Raw genomic sequence first — 19,053 nt, 5'->3', positions numbered from 1 at the left:
GCGCCCTTCGCGCCCTTCGTCATGGTCGTCACCGGCATGGATTTCGAGGCCGGCATCGCCGCCGGCCCGCATTGCCGCGTGGTGCACGGGCTGCGCGGCATCGCGCTGGAGCAGGAAGTGTCGGCCATGGCGAGCCGCGAGTGTCGGGGCATCGTCAGCTTCGGCGTCGCCGGCGGGCTGGATCCGGCGCTGGCGCCGGGCGACCTGGTCATTGCCAACGAAATCCGCGCGCCCGGCGAACGCTACGACACCGCTCCGGACTGGACCCACGCGCTGCACGCCGCGCTGCCGCATGCCAGGGTCGGCCCCATCGCCGGCGCGGACGATCCGGTGCTCGACGTCACCGCAAAGCAGGCGCTGCGGCAGGCCAGCGGGGCGCTGTGCGTCGACATGGAATCGCATCTCGCCGCGCGCATGGCCGCGGCCTGCCGGCTGCCGTTCGCGGCTTGCCGCGTGGTCATCGACCCGGCGAGCCGCGCCGTGCCGGCCGCCGCGGCGGCGGGAATGGGGGAAGGCGGCAAGACCGACGTGGCGGCGGTGCTGGGCGGGCTGCTGCGCGCGCCGTGGCAATTGCCGGCGCTGCTGCGGCTGGCGGGCGATGCCTCCGCGGCGCGCGGCGCGCTGCGGGCGGCCAGGCTGGCCGTGGGCGACGGCTTTGCTTTGCGCGACGTGCTGCAATAGTAGGCGCGCTGCCGAACTTCCTTAGCCGAACTTCCTCGCCGCATCCAGCGCCAGCCCGCTGCCGATGCTGCCGAAACGGTCGCCTTCGACGCAGCGCGCCTGCGGCAGCAACGCCGCCAGCCGCTGACGCAGCAACGGCACGCTGCTGGAACCGCCGGTGAAAAAGATGGTGTCGACACCATTGCCGTCCACGCCCGCATCGACAAGCAGTTGCTGCACCGTCTTCTCGGTCCTGGCAACCAGCTTGTCGATCGACGCATCGAACTCGTCGCGCGTGATCGTCAGCGTCAGCCCCTGCTCCAGCCGGTGCAGGTCGAGCTCGGTGCTGGCCGCATCCGACAGTGCGATCTTGGCGCCTTCCACCTGGATCGCCAGCCAGTGGCCGGCGCGCTCGCGGATCAGCCGCACCAGCCGGTCGAGGCTGGCGGTGTCGGCGGCGTCGCGGTAGTTGTCCATCACCACCGACCAGGCCTTGCGGGTATAGACATAGTTGATGGTGTGCCAGCTGGCCAGGTCGAAATACTGGCTCGACGGCATCGCCTTGCCGTTGCGCAGCTGGCTGCCCAGCCCGAGCAGCGGCATGGCGCGCGCCAGGCTGAGCGCGCGGTCGAAGTCAGTGCCACCAATATGCACGCCGCCGTTGGCGAGGATGTCCTCCCTGCGGTCGCTCTTGCGCGCGCGTTCGGGCGACAGGCGCACCAGCGAGAAGTCCGAGGTGCCGCCGCCGATATCGGCCACCAGCACCAGTTCCTCGCGCGCGATGCCGGCTTCGTAGTCGAAGGCCGCGGCGATCGGCTCGTACTGGAACGCAATCTCGGCAAAGCCGGCATCGCGCGCGATCTCGGCCAGCGTCTCTTCGGCAAGCCGGTCGGCGGCCGGGTCTTCGTCGATGAAGAACACCGGGCGGCCCAGCACCGCGTGCGAAAAGGTGGTGCCGCCGGCCTGCTCGGCACGGGCCTTCAGTTCGCGGATGAAATGCGCCAGCAGCTTGCGGAACGGCATCGCCTGCCCCATCACCTCGGTGCTGTCGTCCATCATCGAGGTGCCGAGCAGGCTCTTGAGCGAGCGCATCAGCCGCCCTTCATAGCCGGCCAGGTAGTCGCCGAGCGCGGCACGGCCATAGCTGACCAGCGGATCCTCGGCGTGGAAGAAGATCACCGACGGCAGCGTAGGCTTGCCGTCTTCCAGCGGCAGCAGCGCCGCGGGGCGGTCGGGGCGGCTCCAGCCGACGGTTGAGTTGGACGTGCCGAAGTCCAGGCCGCATGCGTTTGACATCATTGATTCCAAGTTTTCCTGCAAGACACCACATCACATCAGTTCCCGCTGGCCGTGGGTCGCGCTGGTGGGGCGCCAGCCCGGGCGGGGGCGACATTGTATGGCAGTCGCGCGGCGGCCCGCCGATTTCAGGCGACGGAGTCGGCGGCAGCTTCCAGCATCGCCTTGGCGTGGCCCGGCACCGGTACGGCCATCGACGACGCCAGCACATAGCGGTCGCGCCCGTGCTCCTTGGCGCAGTACAGCGCGCGGTCGGCATCGGCGAACAGCGCGCGCCACAGGCCTTCCTTGCTGCCCGGCCCGCCGCGCAGCTGCGCCACGCCGATGCTGACGCTGGCAAAGCCCTGCGCGCCGGGCAGCCCGATCGCGCGCACCTTGCGCAGGATGCGGTTGGCCAGTGCCGTCGCCTGCTGCTCGTCGGTGTGCGGGCACAGGATGCAGAACTCCTCGCCGCCATAGCGCCCGGCCACGTCGGAGGCACGGCGCGAGTTGTCCAGCGCATGCGCCACTTCTCGCAGCACCGCATCGCCGGCATGGTGGCCGAAGGTGTCGTTGACCTGCTTGAAGTAGTCGATGTCGATCACCAGGCAAGACAGCGGCAGCCCGTCGCGCTGCCAGCGCGCCACCAGCTGCAGCGCCGACATCTCCAGCGCGCCGCGGTTGAGCAGGCCGGTCAGCGCATCGACGCGCGCGCCGCTCTCGTTGTGCGCGACGATCTGCTCCATTGCCATCACGGTGAAGCCGAACAGGCCCAGCAGCGTCGCGATCAGCGGCGCCAGCATCCAGGCGGAACCGGCGGGGCCGGCGAAGAACAGGATCATGGGCGCGGCATCGGCACCTGCAAGCTGCATGGCATGGTCAAATCCGGCCAGCTGCGTGGCCAGCTGCACCAGGCTGGCGACCAGCACCAGCGGGGCACCGATGCTGCGCCGCCCGCGCCCGGCGCGCGCCAGCGTGGCAAAGGTGGCCAGCGACACCAGCGCCAGCACGCCGTAGGCCACGCGCAGCACCAGCTGAGGCCCGCCGGGCAGGCCGCCGACGGCCACCAGAGTGGCCAGCACGATGGTGGCGGCACTGGCCAGCGCGCCCGGGTACGCCGGTACGCCGTAATAGACGCGCACGCCGCGGTAGATCAGCAGCCAGCCAATGACGAAGGCACCCGCCCCTGGCGTGCCGAGTTGGGGCGTGCCGGTGGCCGCGCTCAGCGCCAGCGCCAGGCCCGCGCCGGATGCCAGCACGTGCCCCGATGCCCACAGGCGCCCGGCCTCGCTCGCGCGCAGCGCGAACACCAGCCCCGCCGCGATCACCAGCGTGCTGCAGAAAAACACCATCATCACGACCGCAATGGTCTGCTGGTCCAGGTGCACGGGAATCCTCAAGGAGGGGGTCCGCCTTGCCGTCAATCCGATGGGCGGAACTGGGGCCAAGGGACGGTCGCGACACGCCGGGACAGGCCGCCGGCGCTCGGCAAACGCGCATGATAGCCCGCGCGCGCTGGCCGGTGGCACCCCCGTCTAGCCGGGGGCGTGCGGGACGGGCCAGTTGTGGTTCCGACGCCGCTGCCTCACTCTGACGGACTGGCGTTTTTATGCAACACCCGGCTCGCGCTGAAGGATGCCTCTAACGGCAACCGCCCGCGTGCAAGCGGCTTGCGCGCCCCACTAGCCCCAGCATGCGCCACATTGCCACGGCGCAATCGCCACTCGCCGGCATGCAAGCGGAATTGCGGCCAAAGTCGGTCGCATTTTGGTTAAGCAGGCACTGCATCGGCTGGATAGAATCATGCGTTGCTTACCGCGCCGACCGCGCAAGAAACTCGCGCCCATACTGCTTCAATGTCCCGCCCTGCTATTCCCGACCCTGGTATGACCGTTCCCGCCCTTTCGCTTGGCGACATCCTGGATGACCTGCGCAGCGCGCCGCGCCCGCTGACGTCCGCGGAGTATGCATATCTGGCGCACCTGCGGCAGCGCATCGTCACCGGCGCTGCCGACCTGTGGACCACGCTGGAGACTGCAGGCGTGCCGTGCCGCGAACGCCGCCTGTCGCCCGAGGTGATGCAGGCGCTGACAGCGATCGGCCATTTGCCGATGCACTGAGCCGCGCCCGCATCGCCATCTGATCGAGAGCATTCCCCTACATCACTCGGAAGCTTCCTCGCCCTGCCCCCGTGCGCGCGCCGCTACGATCGATTCACTTCGATCCGCCGGCAACAGGCCGCGCACCCGGGGTGCATCGCCTCCCCCGCCGTGCAACGGTGCCCAGCGCACCGCCAGTGTCCGTCCCGGCAAGGGCACACCCATGGCATACCTTGTCAACAACAGGCGCGTCAGCTTCCTGTCGTTGCGCGCCTTCGTCGCACTGATGCAGCACCGCGACACCGCCCGCGCCGCGCATGCGCTGGGCATCCAGCCCCAGAGACTCCATTACCAGATCCGCGGCCTCGAGGCCGTACTCGGCACGCCGCTGTTCAGCGTAGGCGGCCCCAGCTGGCTGCCCACGCCTACTGGCGTCAAGGCCTTGCCCAAGGTCATGGCGATGCTGCGCATCTGGGAACAGATTGCGCCGCGCCCATGCGCCGGCCGCAACGGCCTGCCGCCGCCGGACTTCAGCGACGCCGCGCGTCCCGGCCCGGCGTTCTGGGTCCGGCACGCGACGATGTAGCGCGGCTGGACTCAGTCCAGGCGTTCGCAGCTGTAGGCTTCGGTGCGATAGGGAAAGGAGACTTCCTGCCGTCCGGCGAGCGCCGGATGGCCGTCAATGACGGCCTGCAGCGCGGCGCGCACGCGCTCCTGCTCCGTGCCGGGCAGCGAGGCAATGAAGCTCACCGACATCATCCGGTCGACAATCACCTGCTGCGGCGGGCCCACATGCGTGTATGGCAGGCTGTGCAGCGCCAGGTGGCCGAAACCCTCGGCGGGAAAGACCCGCTTCCAGTCGCCCTTGTAGAAGCGCGGCGCGTCGCCCTCGTACGGCGTCATGATGGCGGTCAGCCGCGCGACCCAGTCCACGCTTTCGTCGCGCACGTTCCAGACCAGCCCTAGCCGGCCGCGCGGCCGCAGCACACGGCGGATCTCGGCGATGGCGCGGTCACTGGCAAACCAGTGGAACGCCTGCGCGCAGACCACGGCGTCTGCGCTGGCATCGGGCAAGGGAATCGATTCGGCGCTGCCCGCGAGCGCCTGCACGGCTGGCAGGGCAACGGCGAGCTGCGCGCGCATCTGCGCCACCGGCTCAACCGCGATCACAGCCGCGCCGGTTCCGGCCAGCCGGCGCGTAAATTTGCCGGTACCGGCGCCCAGGTCGAGCACCGTGCGGCCCGGGCCCAGGCCGAGCGTCGTGCGCAGCCAGTCATCGATGGCTTCGGGATAATCGGGGCGTCCGCGCGCGTAGGTATCGGCCTGGCTGGCGAATCCCTGCGCGGCGGCATGGTGGATGTCCGTCATGGCGGCTCCGGTTGCTTGCCGGTGCCGTAGGCTACGCTTGAAGCCCGCGCGGGGCAAGGCTAGTGCTGCATGCCCCAGCGGCGCACGGTCAGCCGCTCCAGCGTGGTGAAGCCCAGCCCTTACACCAGCAGGCCGATCAGGATCAGGCTGTGCGTGGCCATGGTCAGCTCCCCTGCGCGGTGACCGGGTCCTGGAAGAAATAATCCTGCCAGGACTTCGGCTGGTTGCGGATCGCGCCGACGCGGTGCATGAACGAGGCCAGCGCAAAGGTAAGCCTGCGCGGCAGCGGATGCCGCATGCGAGCCTGCAATGCAGAGATCCGTCACAAGCACGGTCAACGAATCAGATCGCTGGCGCTTATCCGCTTATCGCATATCCATGCCTGCACATTTCGCGGGGCATGCGCGTTCACGGCGTGACGCGGCCGCATATCCAAATGCAACAAGCTTCCTTGCCTCGCTGCGGTGCCGTCCGTGACCATAGCCCCCGAAACCGCCTCGGCGGTGCGCCGCCGGCTGGTACCATCGTTCGGCCCGTCGGCGCGCATTTGCATGGCGCCGCGTCGCCAGGCATGTCCGGTACACAACCCAGAGAAAAACATGAGACTCGAAACCCTGGCCGTCCATGGCGGCTACTCGCCCGATCCGACTACCCGCGCCGTGGCGGTGCCCATCTACCAGACGGTGGCCTACGCCTTCGACAATGCGCAGCACGGCGCCGACCTGTTCGACCTGAAGGTTGCGGGCAACATCTACAGCCGCATCATGAACCCGACCAACGATGTGCTCGAGCAGCGCCTGGCCGCGCTCGAGGGCGGCGTTGGCGCGCTGGCGCTGGCATCGGGCATGGCCGCGATTACCTACGCGATCCAGACCATCGCGGAGGCCGGCGACAACATCGTCTCGTCGAGCCAGCTGTATGGCGGCACCTACAACCTGCTGGCGCACACGCTGCCGCAGTCCGGCATCGAGACCCGCTTCGCCGATGGCCGCAACCCGTCTGGCTTCGGCGACCTGATCGACGAACGCACCAAGGCCGTGTTCGTCGAGTCGGTGGGCAACCCGCTCGGCAACGTGGTCGACATCGAGGCGATCGCGCGCGTGGCGCACAACCACGGCGTGCCGCTGATCGTCGACAACACCGTGCCCTCGCCCTACCTGTGCCGGCCGTTCGAGCATGGCGCCGACATCGTCGTGCATTCGCTGACCAAGTACCTGGGCGGCCATGGCAACAGCGTCGGCGGCGCCATCGTTGACAGCGGCAAGTTCCCGTGGGCGCAGCACAAGGCCCGCTTCAGGCGCCTGAATGAGCCGGACGTGTCGTACCACGGCGTGGTCTATACCGAGGCGCTGGGACCGGCTGCCTATATCGGCCGCGCGCGCGTGGTGCCGCTGCGCAATACCGGCGCGGCGCTGTCGCCGTTCAACGCGTTCCTGATCCTGCAAGGCATCGAGACGCTGGCGCTGCGGCTGGACCGCATCACCGAGAACGCGCTGGCGATCGCGCGCCACCTGCAGCAGCACCCGAAGGTGGAATGGGTCAACTTTGCCGGCCTGCCCGATCATGCGGACCATGCGCTGGTGCAGAAGTACCTGGGCGGCCGCGGTCCCGGCATCCTGTCGTTCGGCCTGAAGCAAGGCGGCCGCGAAGGCGGGGCGCGTTTCCTGGATGCGTTGCAGCTGTTCACGCGGCTGGTCAATATCGGCGATGCCAAGTCGCTGGCCACGCATCCGGCATCGACCACGCATCGCCAGCTCAATGCCGCGGAACTGAAGGCGGCTGGCGTCAGCGAGGATATGGTGCGGCTGTCGGTGGGCATCGAGCACATCGATGACCTGATCGAGGACCTGGATCGCGCGCTGGCGGCAGCGTAAGCGCAGGTTTGCTCCCCGCTCCTGCCCGCGGGAGAGGGGAGCGTTCACGGCCGGCGTTGCTTTCCTTCCAGCGCCGTTCCCTGCGCCAGCTTCTTCCCCCGCGCCTCCAGCAGGAAGTACCCCACCGTCCCCACCGCCAGCGGTATCAGGTAATACAACGCCCGGTACGCGATCAACGCCGCCAGCAACAACCCGTGCGGCACCTGTCCGCCGAGCATCGTCAGGAACACCGTCTCGACGACTCCCAGCGCGCCCGGCACGCGGATCACCACGCCGGCCAGCCCGGAGGCGAGGTACACGCCCAGCACCGTGTAATAGTCCGCATGCGCATGCAGGAAGGCATGCAGGATGGCCGCCACCGCCGCCCAGTTGCCCGCCGACACCAGGATCTGCAACAGCGCGAAGCGCGGTGACGGCACGTAGATGTCATGGCCGCGCACCGTACGGTGCCGTCCCTGCCATGCCGCGCATGCGGCCAGGTAGCCGGCCGGCGCGGCCAGCATCGCCACGCCGATCAGGCGCATCGCCGCCGGCGGGATACTCCACTCGGGCGGCAGCGCCACCAGGCGCCCGGCCAGGATGATGCCCGCCAGCAGCGCGTAGCCAAGCCAGTTGCTGGTGACCGCCACCGCGAACACGCTCCAGATCTGCGGCGGGCTCAGGCCGGCGTGTGAATACAGCCGGTAACGCACGCCCGCCCCGCCGAGCGTCGCGCCCAGGTTCAGGCTCATCGTGTAGCTGACATAGGCGATCGCCATCACCCGATGCGCCGGCAGCGGGTGGCCGGCATAGCGGCACCCCAGCACGTCGAACTGGCTGTACAGCAAACCCGTCAGCACCGCGAACCCCGCGGCGGGCAACAGCGTGCGGCGGTCGAAGCCGCGCAGCGCGGCCAGCACCGCGTCCCAGTCGATGGTGCCGAGCTTGCGCGCGATCAGCGCAAGCACTGCCGCGATGAAGAGGATCCCGATCGCGCGCCGCCACATCGGCCAGCGCAGGTGGTGCCGAATTGCCGAAAGCGCATGGGCGACCATCACTCGGCCTCCCGTTCCAGCACGAATACACGGCGGCGCCCGCGCGAATCGCCGGCCTGCGGCGTCACCAGCCGCGGCGTATGCGCCGGCAGCCAGCCGGCCCATGCCGGGAAGCGGCGCAGGAAGTGGAACATCAGCGTGGCGCCGGCCGCGTCCAGCAGCGAGCGCTCATGCCGGCGCGGCGGGACCTCGCGGCAGCGTTCGGCGATCAATGCCTGCAACCGGCCGCGCAGCCGCTGCGCGAAGGCGGTGTCGCGGATCACCAGGTTGGCTTCGAGATTCAGCGACAGGCTGAGCGGGTCGAGGTTGCTAGAGCCCACCGTGGCCCATTGTTCGTCGATGACGGCGACCTTGCCGTGGAACGGCCGCTCGACGTACTCGAGGATTTGTACCCCGGCATCCTGCAGGTGGCAATACAGCAGGCCACCGGCACGCGCCACCCAAGGCATGTCGGGCTTGCCCTGCAGCAGCAGGCGCACCTGTACGCCGCGCGCGGCGGCTTCGCAGAGCGCGTGCAGCAGCCGGTAGCCCGGCAGGAAATAAGCGTTGGCGATGACCACCTCGTGCCGCGCGGCGCGGATCGCATCGAGGTAGGCAAACTCGATGTCGTTGCGATGGCGATGGTTGTCGCGCGTGACCAGCCGCACCGGGCCCGGCGGCCCCGTGGTGGGGTCCAGCGGCGGTGGCGCCAGCCCGCCCTGCAGGCACGCCCCGGGAATGGCCCGCGCCAGGAAGTCATGTACCTGCCGCGCCGCGGAGCCGGCGATCTCGACGGCGTAGTCCTGCTTGGCCCGTGGCCCGTAGCCGTACAAATGCTGCGCCGAAAAATTGATGCCGCCGGCAAAGGCCACCTCGCCGTCGATCGCGACCAGCTTGCGGTGCATGCGCCGGAAGATATTCGTGCGCACGCCAAGCAGGCGGCGGCGCGGCGAGAATGTGCAGAAGTGCACGCCCGCCTTGACCAGCTCTGTAATGAATGCAGAGGGCAGGTCGTGCGAGCCGAAGCCGTCCACGGTGACGGCCACGCGCACGCCACGCCGCGCTGCGGCCAGCAAGGCGGCGTGCAATTTCTTCCCTGCCTCGTCATCGAACAGGATAAAAGTTTCCAGTAGCACGCTTTCGCGCGCTCGCGCGATCGCCTCGAATACGCGCGGGAAGTACTCTTCTCCGTTCTCCAGCAGGCGGATGCTGTCGGGGGCGGACGGCAACGGTGTCATGGCCCGGGATTGCGCCGCAAACACCATGCCAGCGCCACGGGTTTCGCCAGGGCCCCTGGGCCGCTCAGCCAGGTCCGCGCCGCCGGCGGACCACCAGGGCCGTCAGCAGCACGCCCGCCAGCAGGCCCGCAGTGCCCACGCCGGCCAGTGTCAGCGGCGGCATGCCGGGATTGGGCGGCGGGCCCGCCTGCTGGGCCAGCGCGCGCCAGTCGGCGGCCGTGATCTGCGTCATGGTGACAGCATTGTCCAGCCCGTACACGCAGACTTCGCCGCCGGGCAGCTTGCAGAAGCGCTCGCGCGGGCAGGCCTTGAGGATTTCCTGCGGCGCGCCCTCGCCGCAGCGGGCGCCGGCGCTGCGCAGGACCTTCAGCGTGACATCGGGATGCCGGGTCAGTTGTTCGGGCATGGCGGCCTCCGTGCAAGGATGGGCGTGGCGTCCTTCAGCGTAGTGCACCGCGCTGCGGGCATCCGGTCTATATGCGCTTCGGGCATATCGGCATGATCAAGAACTCGTTCGCCTCATGACTTGGCTTCCACACAATGGGCTCTCCAACGGACAACCAACGAACAACGAACAACAGGGAGCGTTTTGATGCGATACGGGAAAACAAGACACTGGCAGAGGTGAACCCGGGCAACACCGTATCGCTGCCGAACGACCCCACCAACCTGGCGCGGGCCATTGCCATCCTGCAGCAGGTGGGCTGGGTCACGCTCAAGCCGGGCACCGACCCGATCCGCGCCAGCGAGCGCGACATCGACGCCAACCCGCACAAGCTCAAGCTGATCCAGCTGGAGGCCGCGCAACTGCCGCGTTCGCTCGGCGATGTCGACTACGCCTTCGTCAACGGCAACTTCGCGCTGGCCGCCGGGCTGAAGCTGACCACCGCACTGGCGCTGGAGAAGATTCCCGACTACTACATGAACCTGTTGGCGGTGAAGACGCCGACGTCAGCGAGCCGTTCGTCAAGGACATCAAAGAAGCCCACCAGTCGGCCGAGTTCAAGTCGGTGACGCAGCAGCGCTTCGCTGGCTTCGTGCCGCCGCCGTACCAGCGCTGATCCGTTCGGATCATTGGCGAAGGGGCTCCCGCATGGGAGCTTTTTTTCGCTGGTCGTGCCTGGAACCACTCCCCCCTTGTGCACAGCAAGACAATTGCCGCCGCCATTGCGCCGCAAATACCCTACACTCGACTACACATGCCGCGCGCGCCCACAAAGCACGCCCGGGATCACAACACGACACGCGCATCGAGAGACCTGCCATGTCCATGGTTGCGAGCTTCGAGATCGGCTATACGCGTTATCTCGCCCCGCCGGGCGAACCCCCTTCCCCCACTTCCCCGCCCCCTCCCTTCGCCAGCGACCCTGAGGCGCTGCTGCCGCTGTACCAGGCCATGGTGCTGACGCGGCAGTTTGACCTGAAGGCGATCGCGCTGCAGCGCACCGGCAAGATCGGCACCTTTGCCTCGGCGCTAGGGCAGGAAGCCATCGGCGTCGGCGTGGCCTTCGCGATGCGGCCTGAGGACGTGCTCGTGCCCTCTTACCGCGATCATGCGGCGCAGTTTGTGCGGGGCGTCACGATGACCGAGAGCCTGCTGTACTGGGGCGGCGACGAGCGCGGCAGCGGTTTTGCGGCGGCGCCGCATGATTTTGCCAACTGCGTGCCGATCGGCACGCAGGTGTGCCATGCCGCAGGCGCGGCTTATGCCTTCCAGCTGCGCAGCGAGCCAAGGGTAGCGGTGTGCCTGCTCGGCGACGGCGGCACCTCCAAGGGCGATTTCTATGAAGGCATGAACATGGCCGGCGCGTGGCGCGCGCCGATGGTGATCGTGATCAACAACAACCAGTGGGCGATCTCGATGCCGCGCAGCGGCCAGACCGCGGCGCAGACGCTGGCGCAGAAGGCGATCGCCGCGGGCATACCTGGCGAGCAGGTCGACGGCAACGACGTGGTCGCGGTGCGCCATCGCGTGGGCGAGGCCATCGAGCGGGCCCGCTCGGGCGGCGGCCCCGCGCTGATCGAGGCCATCACCTACCGCTTGGGCGACCACACCACCGCCGACGATGCCTCGCGCTACCGCGACGAGGCCAGCGTCAAGGCGCACTGGCAGGAAGAGCCACTGCTGCGCCTGCGCACGCATCTGCTGTCGCTGAACGCCTGGGACGCCGCGCGCGAAGAGGCGCTGGTCAAGGCTTGCTCGCAGCAGGTGGCGCAGGCAGTGGAAGCCTACCTGGCGCTGCCGCCGCCGGATCCCGCGGCGATGTTCGATTGCCTGTACGCCACCATGCCGCCGGCACTGCAGGCGCAACTGGAGACGGCGCGGCGCTATCCCGCACAGCACGGCTGACGCTTTCATCGTCCCTCGGCCTTCAACGACCAAAGCGAGCGAACCATGGCGGAAATCAATCTGGTCGAAGCAGTCAACCTGGCACTGGGCCATGCGCTGGAGAGCGATCCCGACGTGCTGCTGCTGGGCGAGGACATTGGCGTCAACGGTGGCGTGTTCCGCGCCACCGCGGGACTGCAGGCGCGCTTCGGCGCGGCGCGGGTCATGGATACGCCGCTGGCCGAGGGCGGCATCGTCGGCGCGGCGATCGGCATGGCGGCAATGGGGCTCAAGCCCGTGGCCGAAATCCAGTTCACCGGCTTTATCTACCCGGCCATCGACCACATCATCAATCACGCCGCGCGCATGCGGCACCGCACGCGCGGGCGGTTGAGCTGCCCGCTGGTGGTGCGCTCGCCATGCGGCGCGGGGATCCACGCGCCCGAGCATCATTCGGAAAGCCCGGAAGCGATGTTCGCCCATATGCCGGGGCTGCGCGTGGTGTTGCCGTCTTCGCCCGCGCGCGCGTACGGGCTGCTGCTGGCCGCGATCGCCGATCCCGACCCGGTGATCTTCCTCGAGCCCACGCGGCTGTACCGCCTGTTCCGCCAGGAGGTCGCCGATGACGGCGCGGCGCTGCCGCTCGATACCTGCTTCACGCTGCGCGAAGGCAGCGACATCACGCTGGTGACCTGGGGCGCGATGGTGCAGGAGACGCTGAGTGCCGCCGACGAGCTTGCCGCCGAGGGCGTGAGCGCGACCGTGATCGACGTGGCCACGCTCAAGCCGCTCGACATGCCGACCATCCTCGAAGCGGTGGCGCGCACCGGGCGCTGCGTGATCGTGCACGAGGCGCCGCGCACCGCCGGCTTCGGCGCCGAGATCGCGGCGGAGCTGGCCGATGCCGGGCTGTATTCGCTGGCGGCGCCGGTGCAGCGCGTGGCCGGCTTCGATACCGTGGTGCCGCTGGCTCGGCTGGAATACACCTACCTGCCGAGCGTGGCGCGCATCGCCGACGCGGCTCGCAAGGCCATGGCCGCCTGAGCGACACCAAGCGACACCCAGCGACACCCAGCGACACCCAGCGACACCAAGCCGAGGAAGCGCCGATGAGAGTCTTCAAGCTGCCCGACCTGGGCGAAGGCCTGCAAGAGGCCGAGATCGTGAGCTGGCATGTCAAGGTGGGCGATGCGGTCGCCGCCGACCAGCCGCTGCTGTCGGTGGAGACCGCCAAGGCCATCGTCGAGATCCCCTCGCCCTATGCGGGCACCATCGCCAAGCTGCATGCGCAGCCAGGCGATATCGTCCACCTGGGTGCGCCGCTGGTCGGCTTCGAGGGCGCGGGCGAGGACGCCGATGCCGGCACGGTGGTCGGGTCCGTGCAGGTCGGCACGCGGGTAGCCAGCGAAGCGGCGCCACCGGGCGCGGCCGCACCGGCCGCCGGCATGGCCGCTCGGGTCAAGGCCACGCCCGCGGTGCGCGCGCTGGCGCGGCGCCTCGGCGTCGACCTGGCAATGGCCACCGCGTCGGGGCCGGAGGGCACCGTCATCGCCGCAGACGTCGAACGCGTGGCCGCCACGCTGGCCGAACTGGGCGCGCCCGAGGAACTGCGCGGCGTACGCCGCGCGATGGCGCAGAACATGGCGCGCGCGCAGAACGAGGTCGCCGCGGCCACGGTGATGGACGATGCCGATATCCACGCCTGGCAGGCGGGCGCCGACGTCACCATCCGCCTGGTGCGCGCGCTGGTGGCCGGCTGCCGCGCGGAGCCGGGCCTGAACGCCTGGTACGAGGGGCAGACCGGGCGTCGCCACGTGCTGAAGAAGATCGACGTCGGCATTGCCGCCGACCTGCCCGAAGGGCTGTTCGTGCCGGTACTGCGCGACGTCGGCAACCGCGACGCGGCCGACCTGCGCCATGGGCTCGACCGCATGCGCGCAGACATCCGGGCGCGCACCATCGCGCCGGAAGAGATGCGCGGCAATACCATCACGCTGTCCAACTTCGGCATGATCGCGGGGCGCTATGCGGCACCGATCGTGGTGCCGCCGACGGTGGCGATCCTTGGCGCGGGACGGGTGCGGGACGAGGTGGTCGCCGCCGGCGGCGTGCCGGCGGTGCATCGGGTGATGCCGCTCAGCCTGACGTTCGACCATCGGGTGGTGACCGGGGGCGAGGCGGCGCGTTTCCTGGCGGCGGTGATTGCGGATCTGGAACAGCCCTCCTAGGGCATCGCCCGGAAAGACGCAAGCAAGCCGTGCCGCCCGTCGTGCCGGGAGAGGGGAGCACCATTGGGTTCGGCGAAGTCCACGCTGTATATAATGCGATCGATTCAGCCGGACCGCCCGACACATCCCTCATGGAATCCAAGACCGCCCGCCTCACCATCCTGATCGACCCGGTCAAGAAGAAGGCCTTCGAAACCCTGTGCGCCGCGCAGGATCTGACGCCGTCGCAGGTGGTGCGCCAGCTGATCCGCGATTACCTGGCCCAGCACGGCGTGGAATACGCCACCAAGGCACGGCCTGCCGGCAGCGGTCGGCAAAAGAAATAGATCAGTGCGGGGCGCGCGTGTCCTCGCGCTCCCGTTCCGCAGCACCTTCTCCCGCCAGCACGCCGCAGCGCCGCACCGACTGCGCCAGCGCATCCGCGTAGTTTTCCTGCCCCAGCGCCGCCAGCACCCCGGCCCGCTCCAGCTTTTGCCGCACGCGCGCATTGGCCTCGGCCAGCACCACCGCCACGCCGCGCCGGCGCAGCGTGCGGATCACGGCTTCCAGCGTCTGCAAGCCGGTCATGTCGATGAACGGCACCCGGCCCAGGCGGATCAGCAGCACGCGCGGCTCGGTATGGGTGCGCACCAGCGCCTGCTCACAGGCTTCGACTGCGCCGAAAAAGAACGGGCCGTCAATGGCGTAGACCAGGACGCCGGGCGGCATCCGCTCCGGCAAGGAATCGGCCGCACGCGGCTCGACGCTTAGCTCGCGCTCGATGCCCGTCACGTCCTGGCGCGTCACTTCCACCGAAGCCGACATGCGCCGCAGGAACTGCAGCATGGCCAGGATCACGCCGACATTGACCGCGACCACGAGGTCGGTCAGCACGGTCAGCGAAAAGGTGATCAGCAGGATTGCCACGTCGGCGCGCGGCGCGCGGCGCACCATGCGCGCAAACTGGCGCGCCTCGCTCATGTTCCATGCCACCACGAACAGGATCGCGGCCAGCGTGGCCAGCGGCACGCTCGCGGCCAGCGGGGCCAGGAACAGCAGCACCAGCACCAGTGTCAGCGCATGGGTGATGCCGGCCAACGGGCTGCTGCCGCCGTTGCGGATATTGGTGGCGGTGCGGGCAATGGCGCCGGTGGCGGCAAACCCGCCGAACAGCGGCGCCAGGATATTGGCGATGCCTTGCCCCACCAGCTCCTGGTTGGCATCGTGCCGGGTGCCGGCCATGCCATCGGCCACCACCGCGGACAGCAGCGATTCGATCGCGCCCAGCATGGCGATGGTGAAGGCCGGTCCGGCAAGCTCGATCATGCGCGCCAGCGAGATCTCCGGCAGCGACGGTGCCGGCAGCCCGCGCGGCAGGCCACCGAAGGCGCTGCCGATGGTGGCCACGCCGTCGAAGCGGAACAGCGCCTGCACCGCGGTGGCCACCACCAGCGCCACCAGCGGGCCGGGAACGCGGTGCAGCCAACGGACCCGCGGCGCGCCCAGCACCAGCAGCAGGCTCCCCAGCGCCAGCGCGGTCGTGGCTGCGTGCCACTGCGGCAGCGCCTGCAGCAGGTGCCACAGCTTTTCATGGAAGTAGGTGCCTGCTACCGGCGGCAGCCCGAAGAAGTCGCGCCATTGCCCCACGAAGATGATCACGCCGATGCCGGCGGTAAAGCCCACGATCACCGGGGCGGGAATGTAGCGGATCACGCCGCCCAGCCGCGCCAGGCCCAGCGCCAACAGGATCAGCCCGGCCATCAGCGTGGCCAGCTGCAGCCCGCCGATCCCATGGCGCGCGGTGATGGCGGACAGCACCACGATGAACGCGCCGGTGGGCCCGGCGATCTGCAAGCGGCTGCCGCCGAACATCGACACCGCCAGCCCGGCGACGATGGCCGTGTACAGCCCTTGCTCCGGCTTCGCGCCGGATGCGATCGCGAACGCCATCGCCAGCGGCAGCGCCACCACCCCCACGATCACGCCCGACACCAGGTTGGGCAGCCAGTTGGCGCGGCGGAACAGCCCGGCCTGCCATGCTTCGCGCAGCGCGATCATGCGGAGATTCCTTGCGGTGGGTCTACGTTGGTGGGGGGAGCGGGTGCATGAAATGATAACAACATGCTAATGAACGTGGCATGCGGCGCCGCCATATGCCACTGCTTGCGGCTGCTTGCCCCTTTCTTCCACCGCGCGACATCGCGTCGGCAAGGGCAGCCCGCAAAGGGCGGTGCCACGGCGTTGCAAAGCCAGCACGCGACCTGTCGCTATCACCGGCCAATTCCTATACTGGAGTGGCTCGTCCGGACGGTTCCGGGCGGAACGGCCCGGCGGACACGGCAACTCACTGCAATCGGAGGCCATCATGTTCAAGCACCTCCTTGTCCCCACCGACGGCTCCGCACGCGCCGAAGCGACAGTGGCCCGCGCCATGACCTTCGCCAGCCGCATCGGGGCCCGCGCGACCGGCCTGCATGTGATCCCCGAGTACCACGTAATGACGTACCGGCTGACCGGCCTGCAGGACACCAAGGACTCGTTCGCGGCCGAGGCTGCGCACCATGCCGATACCTTCCTGGCCGCGGTCACGCGTGCTGCCAGCCAGGCCGGCGTGCCGTGCGACACCGTCACCGCCACCGACGACCACCCGTGGCAGGCCATCATCCAGTGCGCGGAGCAGCGCGGCTGCGACCTGATCGTGATGTCGTCGCACGGGCGGCGCGGGTTGCAGGCGTTGCTGATCGGCAGTGAAACGCAAAAGGTCCTGACACACAGCACGATCCCGGTGCTGGTCCTGCGCTAGGCCAGGCAATCGCGCGCGTTGCCGGCCGGCACGCCGGCAGCGCGCTCTTTCCACCCCCATGCCAACTGCAAGGAGCGCAACCATGGCGATTCGACTGGGCGAACAAGCCCCGGATTTCACCGCAGACACCACGGAAGGCAAGCTCAGCTTCCATGAATGGATCGGCGACAGCTGGGCGATCCTGTTCTCGCACCCCAAGGACTTCACGCCGGTATGCACCACCGAACTGGGTTACATGGCGCGGCTCAAGCCAGAATTCGACAAGCGCAACACCAAGATCATCGGCCTGAGCATCGATCCCGTCAGCGACCACCAGCGCTGGGCCAAGGACATCGAAGAGACGCAGGGCGCCGCCATCAACTATCCGATGATCGGCGATGCCGACCTGACCGTGGCCAAGCTCTACGACATGATCCACCCAGAAGCCAGCGACGCCGGACCGCGCACGGCGGTGGACAACGCCACCATCCGCTCGGTGTTCATCATCGGCCCGGACAAGAAGGTCAAGGCCATGCTGGTGTATCCGATGACCGCGGGGCGCAATTTCGATGAGGTGCTACGCCTGCTGGATTCGCTGCAGCTCAATGCCAAGCACACCGTGGCCACGCCCGTGAACTGGAAGCCGGGCGAGGATGTCATCATCCCGACATCGGTTTCGGACGAAGATGCGAAGAAGAAATACCCGCAAGGATTCAAGACGCTGAAGCCCTACCTGCGCACGGTGGAGCAGCCCAAGTAACGGACCGGGAGCGTCCCGGGAGGGAGCAGGCCAGGCAAAGGAGAGAGCGAGCAAGGGAGCGCGGCAGGGCGTGGAGGTCACGCAGGACCGCCGGCAGGCGTCCCGGCAGTTCCGCCGGGACGCCTGCCTTGTCCACAGGATCTATCCACAGCTTCGGTGGATATCCCCCCTCTTGACAACCGCCAAGGGCGCGCCAGCCTTGGCTCGTACTGGAGTGCCCGTTTTATAGGCAAACCGTCAACATACGGGAATGCTTGCAGCCTGAAGGATTTTGTGCCCTGTGCTGCCTAAGGCCACGCAGGTTGTGGTTTCGGGCACCGAACTCAGCCACCAAAACTCGGGCCGCGCCCGCTCAGCGCGTCAGCACCTCGCGGATGGTATCGGCCAGTTCCTTGGCGACGAACTTCGCCACGTAGGCATCCGCGCCCACCTTGCGCACGTGCTCCTCGCTGGCCTCGCCCGACAGTGACGAATGAATCACCACCGGCAGCTGCTTCAAGCGGCTGTCGGCCTTGATCTTGCGCGTCAGCGTAAAGCCGTCCATCTCCGGCATTTCCAGGTCGGTCAGCACCAGCGCAATTTCGTCCCGCACCGACTTGCCGTGGCTGGCCGCCTCGGCGGCGATGCGGTCGAGCAGTTCCCACGCTTCCTTGCCCGACTTGGTCATCAGCACCGGCGCGCCCAGCGCCTTCAGGCCCTGCTCGATCAGGCCGCGTGCCAGCGCGGAGTCGTCGGCGGCGATCACCTTGAGGCCCGGGCGCAGGTTCAGTTGCGGGCCGACCGAGCCTGGCTCGACGTCCGGCTGCCGCGCCGGCAGCACATCGCGCAGGATCTGCTCCACGTCCAGCACCTGCACCAGGCGCGCCTGGTCCGTGCCTGCATCGAGCTTGGCAATGCTGGTGACGTGGCCGGTGCGCACGCTGGCCTCGGCCGAGTGCACCTGGTTCCACTCCAGGCGCACGATTTCCTCCACCGCCTCGACCGCAAAGCCTTGCGTCGAGCGCGCGTACTCGGTCACCAGCAGGATGCCGAGCCCGTTGCGCGGCTTGCATCCCACCAGCCTGGGAAGGTCGATCACGGGAATCACCTGGCCGCGGATATCGGCCATGCCCCGGATCGACGGGTCTGCCCCCACCACGGTCGTCACCGGCGGCATCACCAGGATCTCGCGCACCTTGAACACATTGATGCCGAACAACTCGGACTGCCCGCTGTGCTCGGCATCGCCCAGCCGGAACAGTAGCAGTTCGAACTGGTTGTTGTTGGTGAGGTTAGTCCGTTCGTCGATGTCCCTCATGGAACTGCTCATGCGTTGCTCCCGTGCCGTGCGTTGAATGATCCGTGGCCGCCGTGTGTGCATTGCCCTGCCGCCGCGGCGGCTGGCGGACGGCAGGGGTCATGTCTGGATATCGGCGTGAGGGCTGGAGAGTTAAACGACGCGGCCACGC

The 19,053-nt window shown here is 68.6% G+C and carries 18 protein-coding genes and 2 pseudogenes; 11 read left to right on the top strand and 9 right to left on the bottom strand.

The features are described from left to right. Positions 1–21 precede the first annotated feature (21 nt). Positions 22–681, top strand: coding sequence for a phosphorylase (locus J8I34_RS03950; RefSeq protein WP_209805442.1), 660 nt, complete (start codon positions 22–24; stop codon positions 679–681). Between the two features lie 21 nt (positions 682–702). Here the strand turns inward: J8I34_RS03950 and J8I34_RS03945 are convergent, their stop codons facing one another. Both J8I34_RS03945 and J8I34_RS03940 read right to left on the bottom strand, forming a co-directional pair. Next, complete coding sequence (locus J8I34_RS03945; protein ID WP_029045402.1) at positions 703–1,959, bottom strand: Hsp70 family protein; 1,257 nt, start codon at positions 1,957–1,959, stop codon at positions 703–705. A gap of 125 nt (positions 1,960–2,084) precedes the next feature. Continuing rightward, positions 2,085–3,323, bottom strand: coding sequence for a GGDEF domain-containing protein (locus J8I34_RS03940; protein WP_209805441.1), 1,239 nt, complete (start codon positions 3,321–3,323; stop codon positions 2,085–2,087). A 498-nt stretch (positions 3,324–3,821) separates the two neighbouring features. On the opposite strand from J8I34_RS03940, the gene J8I34_RS03935 reads away from it, so the two are divergent. Both J8I34_RS03935 and J8I34_RS03930 read left to right on the top strand, forming a co-directional pair. Then, a complete protein-coding gene (locus J8I34_RS03935) occupies positions 3,822–4,055 on the top strand; it encodes an IclR family transcriptional regulator (protein ID WP_232232311.1) in 234 nt (77 codons plus the stop codon). 202 nt (positions 4,056–4,257) lie between these two features. After that, a complete protein-coding gene (locus tag J8I34_RS03930) occupies positions 4,258–4,620 on the top strand; it encodes a helix-turn-helix domain-containing protein (protein ID WP_209805379.1) in 363 nt (120 codons plus the stop codon). 11 nt (positions 4,621–4,631) lie between these two features. Here the strand turns inward: J8I34_RS03930 and J8I34_RS03925 are convergent, their stop codons facing one another. Beyond that, positions 4,632–5,402: a class I SAM-dependent methyltransferase gene (locus tag J8I34_RS03925; protein WP_209805378.1), complete on the bottom strand. Its 771-nt coding sequence runs from the start codon at positions 5,400–5,402 to the stop codon at positions 4,632–4,634. A gap of 163 nt (positions 5,403–5,565) precedes the next feature. Continuing rightward, positions 5,566–5,673: pseudogene (locus J8I34_RS03920) on the bottom strand (ABC transporter substrate-binding protein); the annotation flags it as partial. Positions 5,674–6,001: 328 nt separating this feature from the next. Between J8I34_RS03920 and J8I34_RS03915 the strand changes: the two are divergent. Further along, positions 6,002–7,276, top strand: a complete 1,275-nt coding sequence (locus J8I34_RS03915) for an O-acetylhomoserine aminocarboxypropyltransferase/cysteine synthase family protein (RefSeq protein WP_209771389.1) — start codon at positions 6,002–6,004, stop codon at positions 7,274–7,276. 44 nt (positions 7,277–7,320) lie between these two features. On the opposite strand, the gene J8I34_RS03910 is transcribed toward J8I34_RS03915, so the two are convergent. The 3 genes from J8I34_RS03910 to J8I34_RS03900 form a co-directional block, all read right to left on the bottom strand. Beyond that, complete coding sequence (locus tag J8I34_RS03910) at positions 7,321–8,310, bottom strand: lysylphosphatidylglycerol synthase domain-containing protein (RefSeq protein WP_209805440.1); 990 nt, start codon at positions 8,308–8,310, stop codon at positions 7,321–7,323. Continuing rightward, a complete protein-coding gene (clsB, locus tag J8I34_RS03905; RefSeq protein ID WP_029045395.1) occupies positions 8,310–9,527 on the bottom strand; it encodes a cardiolipin synthase ClsB in 1,218 nt (405 codons plus the stop codon). Before clsB ends, J8I34_RS03910 begins: the two co-directional genes overlap by 1 nt. A 64-nt stretch (positions 9,528–9,591) precedes the next feature. Further along, positions 9,592–9,933: a hypothetical protein gene (locus J8I34_RS03900; protein ID WP_209805377.1), complete on the bottom strand. Its 342-nt coding sequence runs from the start codon at positions 9,931–9,933 to the stop codon at positions 9,592–9,594. A gap of 194 nt (positions 9,934–10,127) precedes the next feature. Here J8I34_RS03900 and J8I34_RS03895 point away from each other — a divergent pair. From J8I34_RS03895 to J8I34_RS03875, 5 genes and pseudogenes are all read left to right on the top strand, one after another. Next, a pseudogene (locus J8I34_RS03895) lies at positions 10,128–10,588 on the top strand (MetQ/NlpA family ABC transporter substrate-binding protein); the annotation flags it as partial. Between the two features lie 203 nt (positions 10,589–10,791). Continuing rightward, entirely contained in the window at positions 10,792–11,877 is a 1,086-nt protein-coding gene (gene pdhA / locus J8I34_RS03890) for a pyruvate dehydrogenase (acetyl-transferring) E1 component subunit alpha (RefSeq protein ID WP_029045393.1), read from the top strand. A gap of 45 nt (positions 11,878–11,922) precedes the next feature. Continuing rightward, complete coding sequence (locus J8I34_RS03885) at positions 11,923–12,900, top strand: alpha-ketoacid dehydrogenase subunit beta (protein ID WP_029045392.1); 978 nt, start codon at positions 11,923–11,925, stop codon at positions 12,898–12,900. 65 nt (positions 12,901–12,965) lie between these two features. Next, the gene (locus J8I34_RS03880; RefSeq protein ID WP_029045391.1) at positions 12,966–14,084 is read left to right on the top strand and encodes a dihydrolipoamide acetyltransferase family protein; all 1,119 of its coding nucleotides are present in this window, start codon (positions 12,966–12,968) and stop codon (positions 14,082–14,084) included. Positions 14,085–14,215: 131 nt separating this feature from the next. Then, positions 14,216–14,410: a ribbon-helix-helix protein gene (locus J8I34_RS03875; protein ID WP_029045390.1), complete on the top strand. Its 195-nt coding sequence runs from the start codon at positions 14,216–14,218 to the stop codon at positions 14,408–14,410. 1 nt (position 14,411) lies between these two features. Here the strand turns inward: J8I34_RS03875 and J8I34_RS03870 are convergent, their stop codons facing one another. Then, complete coding sequence (locus J8I34_RS03870) at positions 14,412–16,121, bottom strand: SulP family inorganic anion transporter (protein ID WP_209805376.1); 1,710 nt, start codon at positions 16,119–16,121, stop codon at positions 14,412–14,414. 307 nt (positions 16,122–16,428) lie between these two features. Here J8I34_RS03870 and J8I34_RS03865 point away from each other — a divergent pair, with 307 nt between their 5' ends. After that, positions 16,429–16,866, top strand: a complete 438-nt coding sequence (locus J8I34_RS03865; protein ID WP_029045388.1) for a universal stress protein — start codon at positions 16,429–16,431, stop codon at positions 16,864–16,866. An 82-nt stretch (positions 16,867–16,948) separates the two neighbouring features. Beyond that, positions 16,949–17,605, top strand: coding sequence for a peroxiredoxin (locus tag J8I34_RS03860; protein WP_029045387.1), 657 nt, complete (start codon positions 16,949–16,951; stop codon positions 17,603–17,605). A 352-nt stretch (positions 17,606–17,957) separates the two neighbouring features. On the opposite strand, the gene J8I34_RS03855 is transcribed toward J8I34_RS03860, so the two are convergent. Continuing rightward, entirely contained in the window at positions 17,958–18,914 is a 957-nt protein-coding gene (locus tag J8I34_RS03855; protein ID WP_209805375.1) for a chemotaxis protein, read from the bottom strand. Between the last annotated feature and the right edge of the window lie 139 nt (positions 18,915–19,053).

The organism is Cupriavidus phytohabitans, assembly GCF_017815025.1.
In the GTDB taxonomy this organism is placed as follows: domain Bacteria; phylum Pseudomonadota; class Gammaproteobacteria; order Burkholderiales; family Burkholderiaceae; genus Cupriavidus.
Note: the sequence above shows the minus strand (reverse complement) of the source record. Positions and strands in the feature narration are given on the sequence as shown.

Excerpts from the sequence above, each read along its gene's own strand:
- clsB (WP_029045395.1), bottom strand. The coding sequence starts at position 9,527 with ATGACACCGTTGCCGTCCGCCCCCGACAGCATCCGCCTGCTGGAGAAC.
- J8I34_RS03865 (WP_029045388.1), top strand. The coding sequence starts at position 16,429 with ATGTTCAAGCACCTCCTTGTCCCCACCGACGGCTCCGCACGCGCCGAA.
- J8I34_RS03855 (WP_209805375.1), bottom strand. The coding sequence starts at position 18,914 with ATGAGCAGTTCCATGAGGGACATCGACGAACGGACTAACCTCACCAAC.
- J8I34_RS03910 (WP_209805440.1), bottom strand. The coding sequence starts at position 8,310 with ATGGTCGCCCATGCGCTTTCGGCAATTCGGCACCACCTGCGCTGGCCG.
- J8I34_RS03930 (WP_209805379.1), top strand. The coding sequence starts at position 4,258 with ATGGCATACCTTGTCAACAACAGGCGCGTCAGCTTCCTGTCGTTGCGC.
- pdhA (WP_029045393.1), top strand. The coding sequence starts at position 10,792 with ATGTCCATGGTTGCGAGCTTCGAGATCGGCTATACGCGTTATCTCGCC.
- J8I34_RS03875 (WP_029045390.1), top strand. The coding sequence starts at position 14,216 with ATGGAATCCAAGACCGCCCGCCTCACCATCCTGATCGACCCGGTCAAG.
- J8I34_RS03945 (WP_029045402.1), bottom strand. The coding sequence starts at position 1,959 with ATGATGTCAAACGCATGCGGCCTGGACTTCGGCACGTCCAACTCAACC.
- J8I34_RS03935 (WP_232232311.1), top strand. The coding sequence starts at position 3,822 with ATGACCGTTCCCGCCCTTTCGCTTGGCGACATCCTGGATGACCTGCGC.
- J8I34_RS03915 (WP_209771389.1), top strand. The coding sequence starts at position 6,002 with ATGAGACTCGAAACCCTGGCCGTCCATGGCGGCTACTCGCCCGATCCG.
- J8I34_RS03900 (WP_209805377.1), bottom strand. The coding sequence starts at position 9,933 with ATGCCCGAACAACTGACCCGGCATCCCGATGTCACGCTGAAGGTCCTG.
- J8I34_RS03860 (WP_029045387.1), top strand. The coding sequence starts at position 16,949 with ATGGCGATTCGACTGGGCGAACAAGCCCCGGATTTCACCGCAGACACC.
- J8I34_RS03885 (WP_029045392.1), top strand. The coding sequence starts at position 11,923 with ATGGCGGAAATCAATCTGGTCGAAGCAGTCAACCTGGCACTGGGCCAT.
- J8I34_RS03925 (WP_209805378.1), bottom strand. The coding sequence starts at position 5,402 with ATGACGGACATCCACCATGCCGCCGCGCAGGGATTCGCCAGCCAGGCC.
- J8I34_RS03870 (WP_209805376.1), bottom strand. The coding sequence starts at position 16,121 with ATGATCGCGCTGCGCGAAGCATGGCAGGCCGGGCTGTTCCGCCGCGCC.
- J8I34_RS03880 (WP_029045391.1), top strand. The coding sequence starts at position 12,966 with ATGAGAGTCTTCAAGCTGCCCGACCTGGGCGAAGGCCTGCAAGAGGCC.
- J8I34_RS03950 (WP_209805442.1), top strand. The coding sequence starts at position 22 with ATGGTCGTCACCGGCATGGATTTCGAGGCCGGCATCGCCGCCGGCCCG.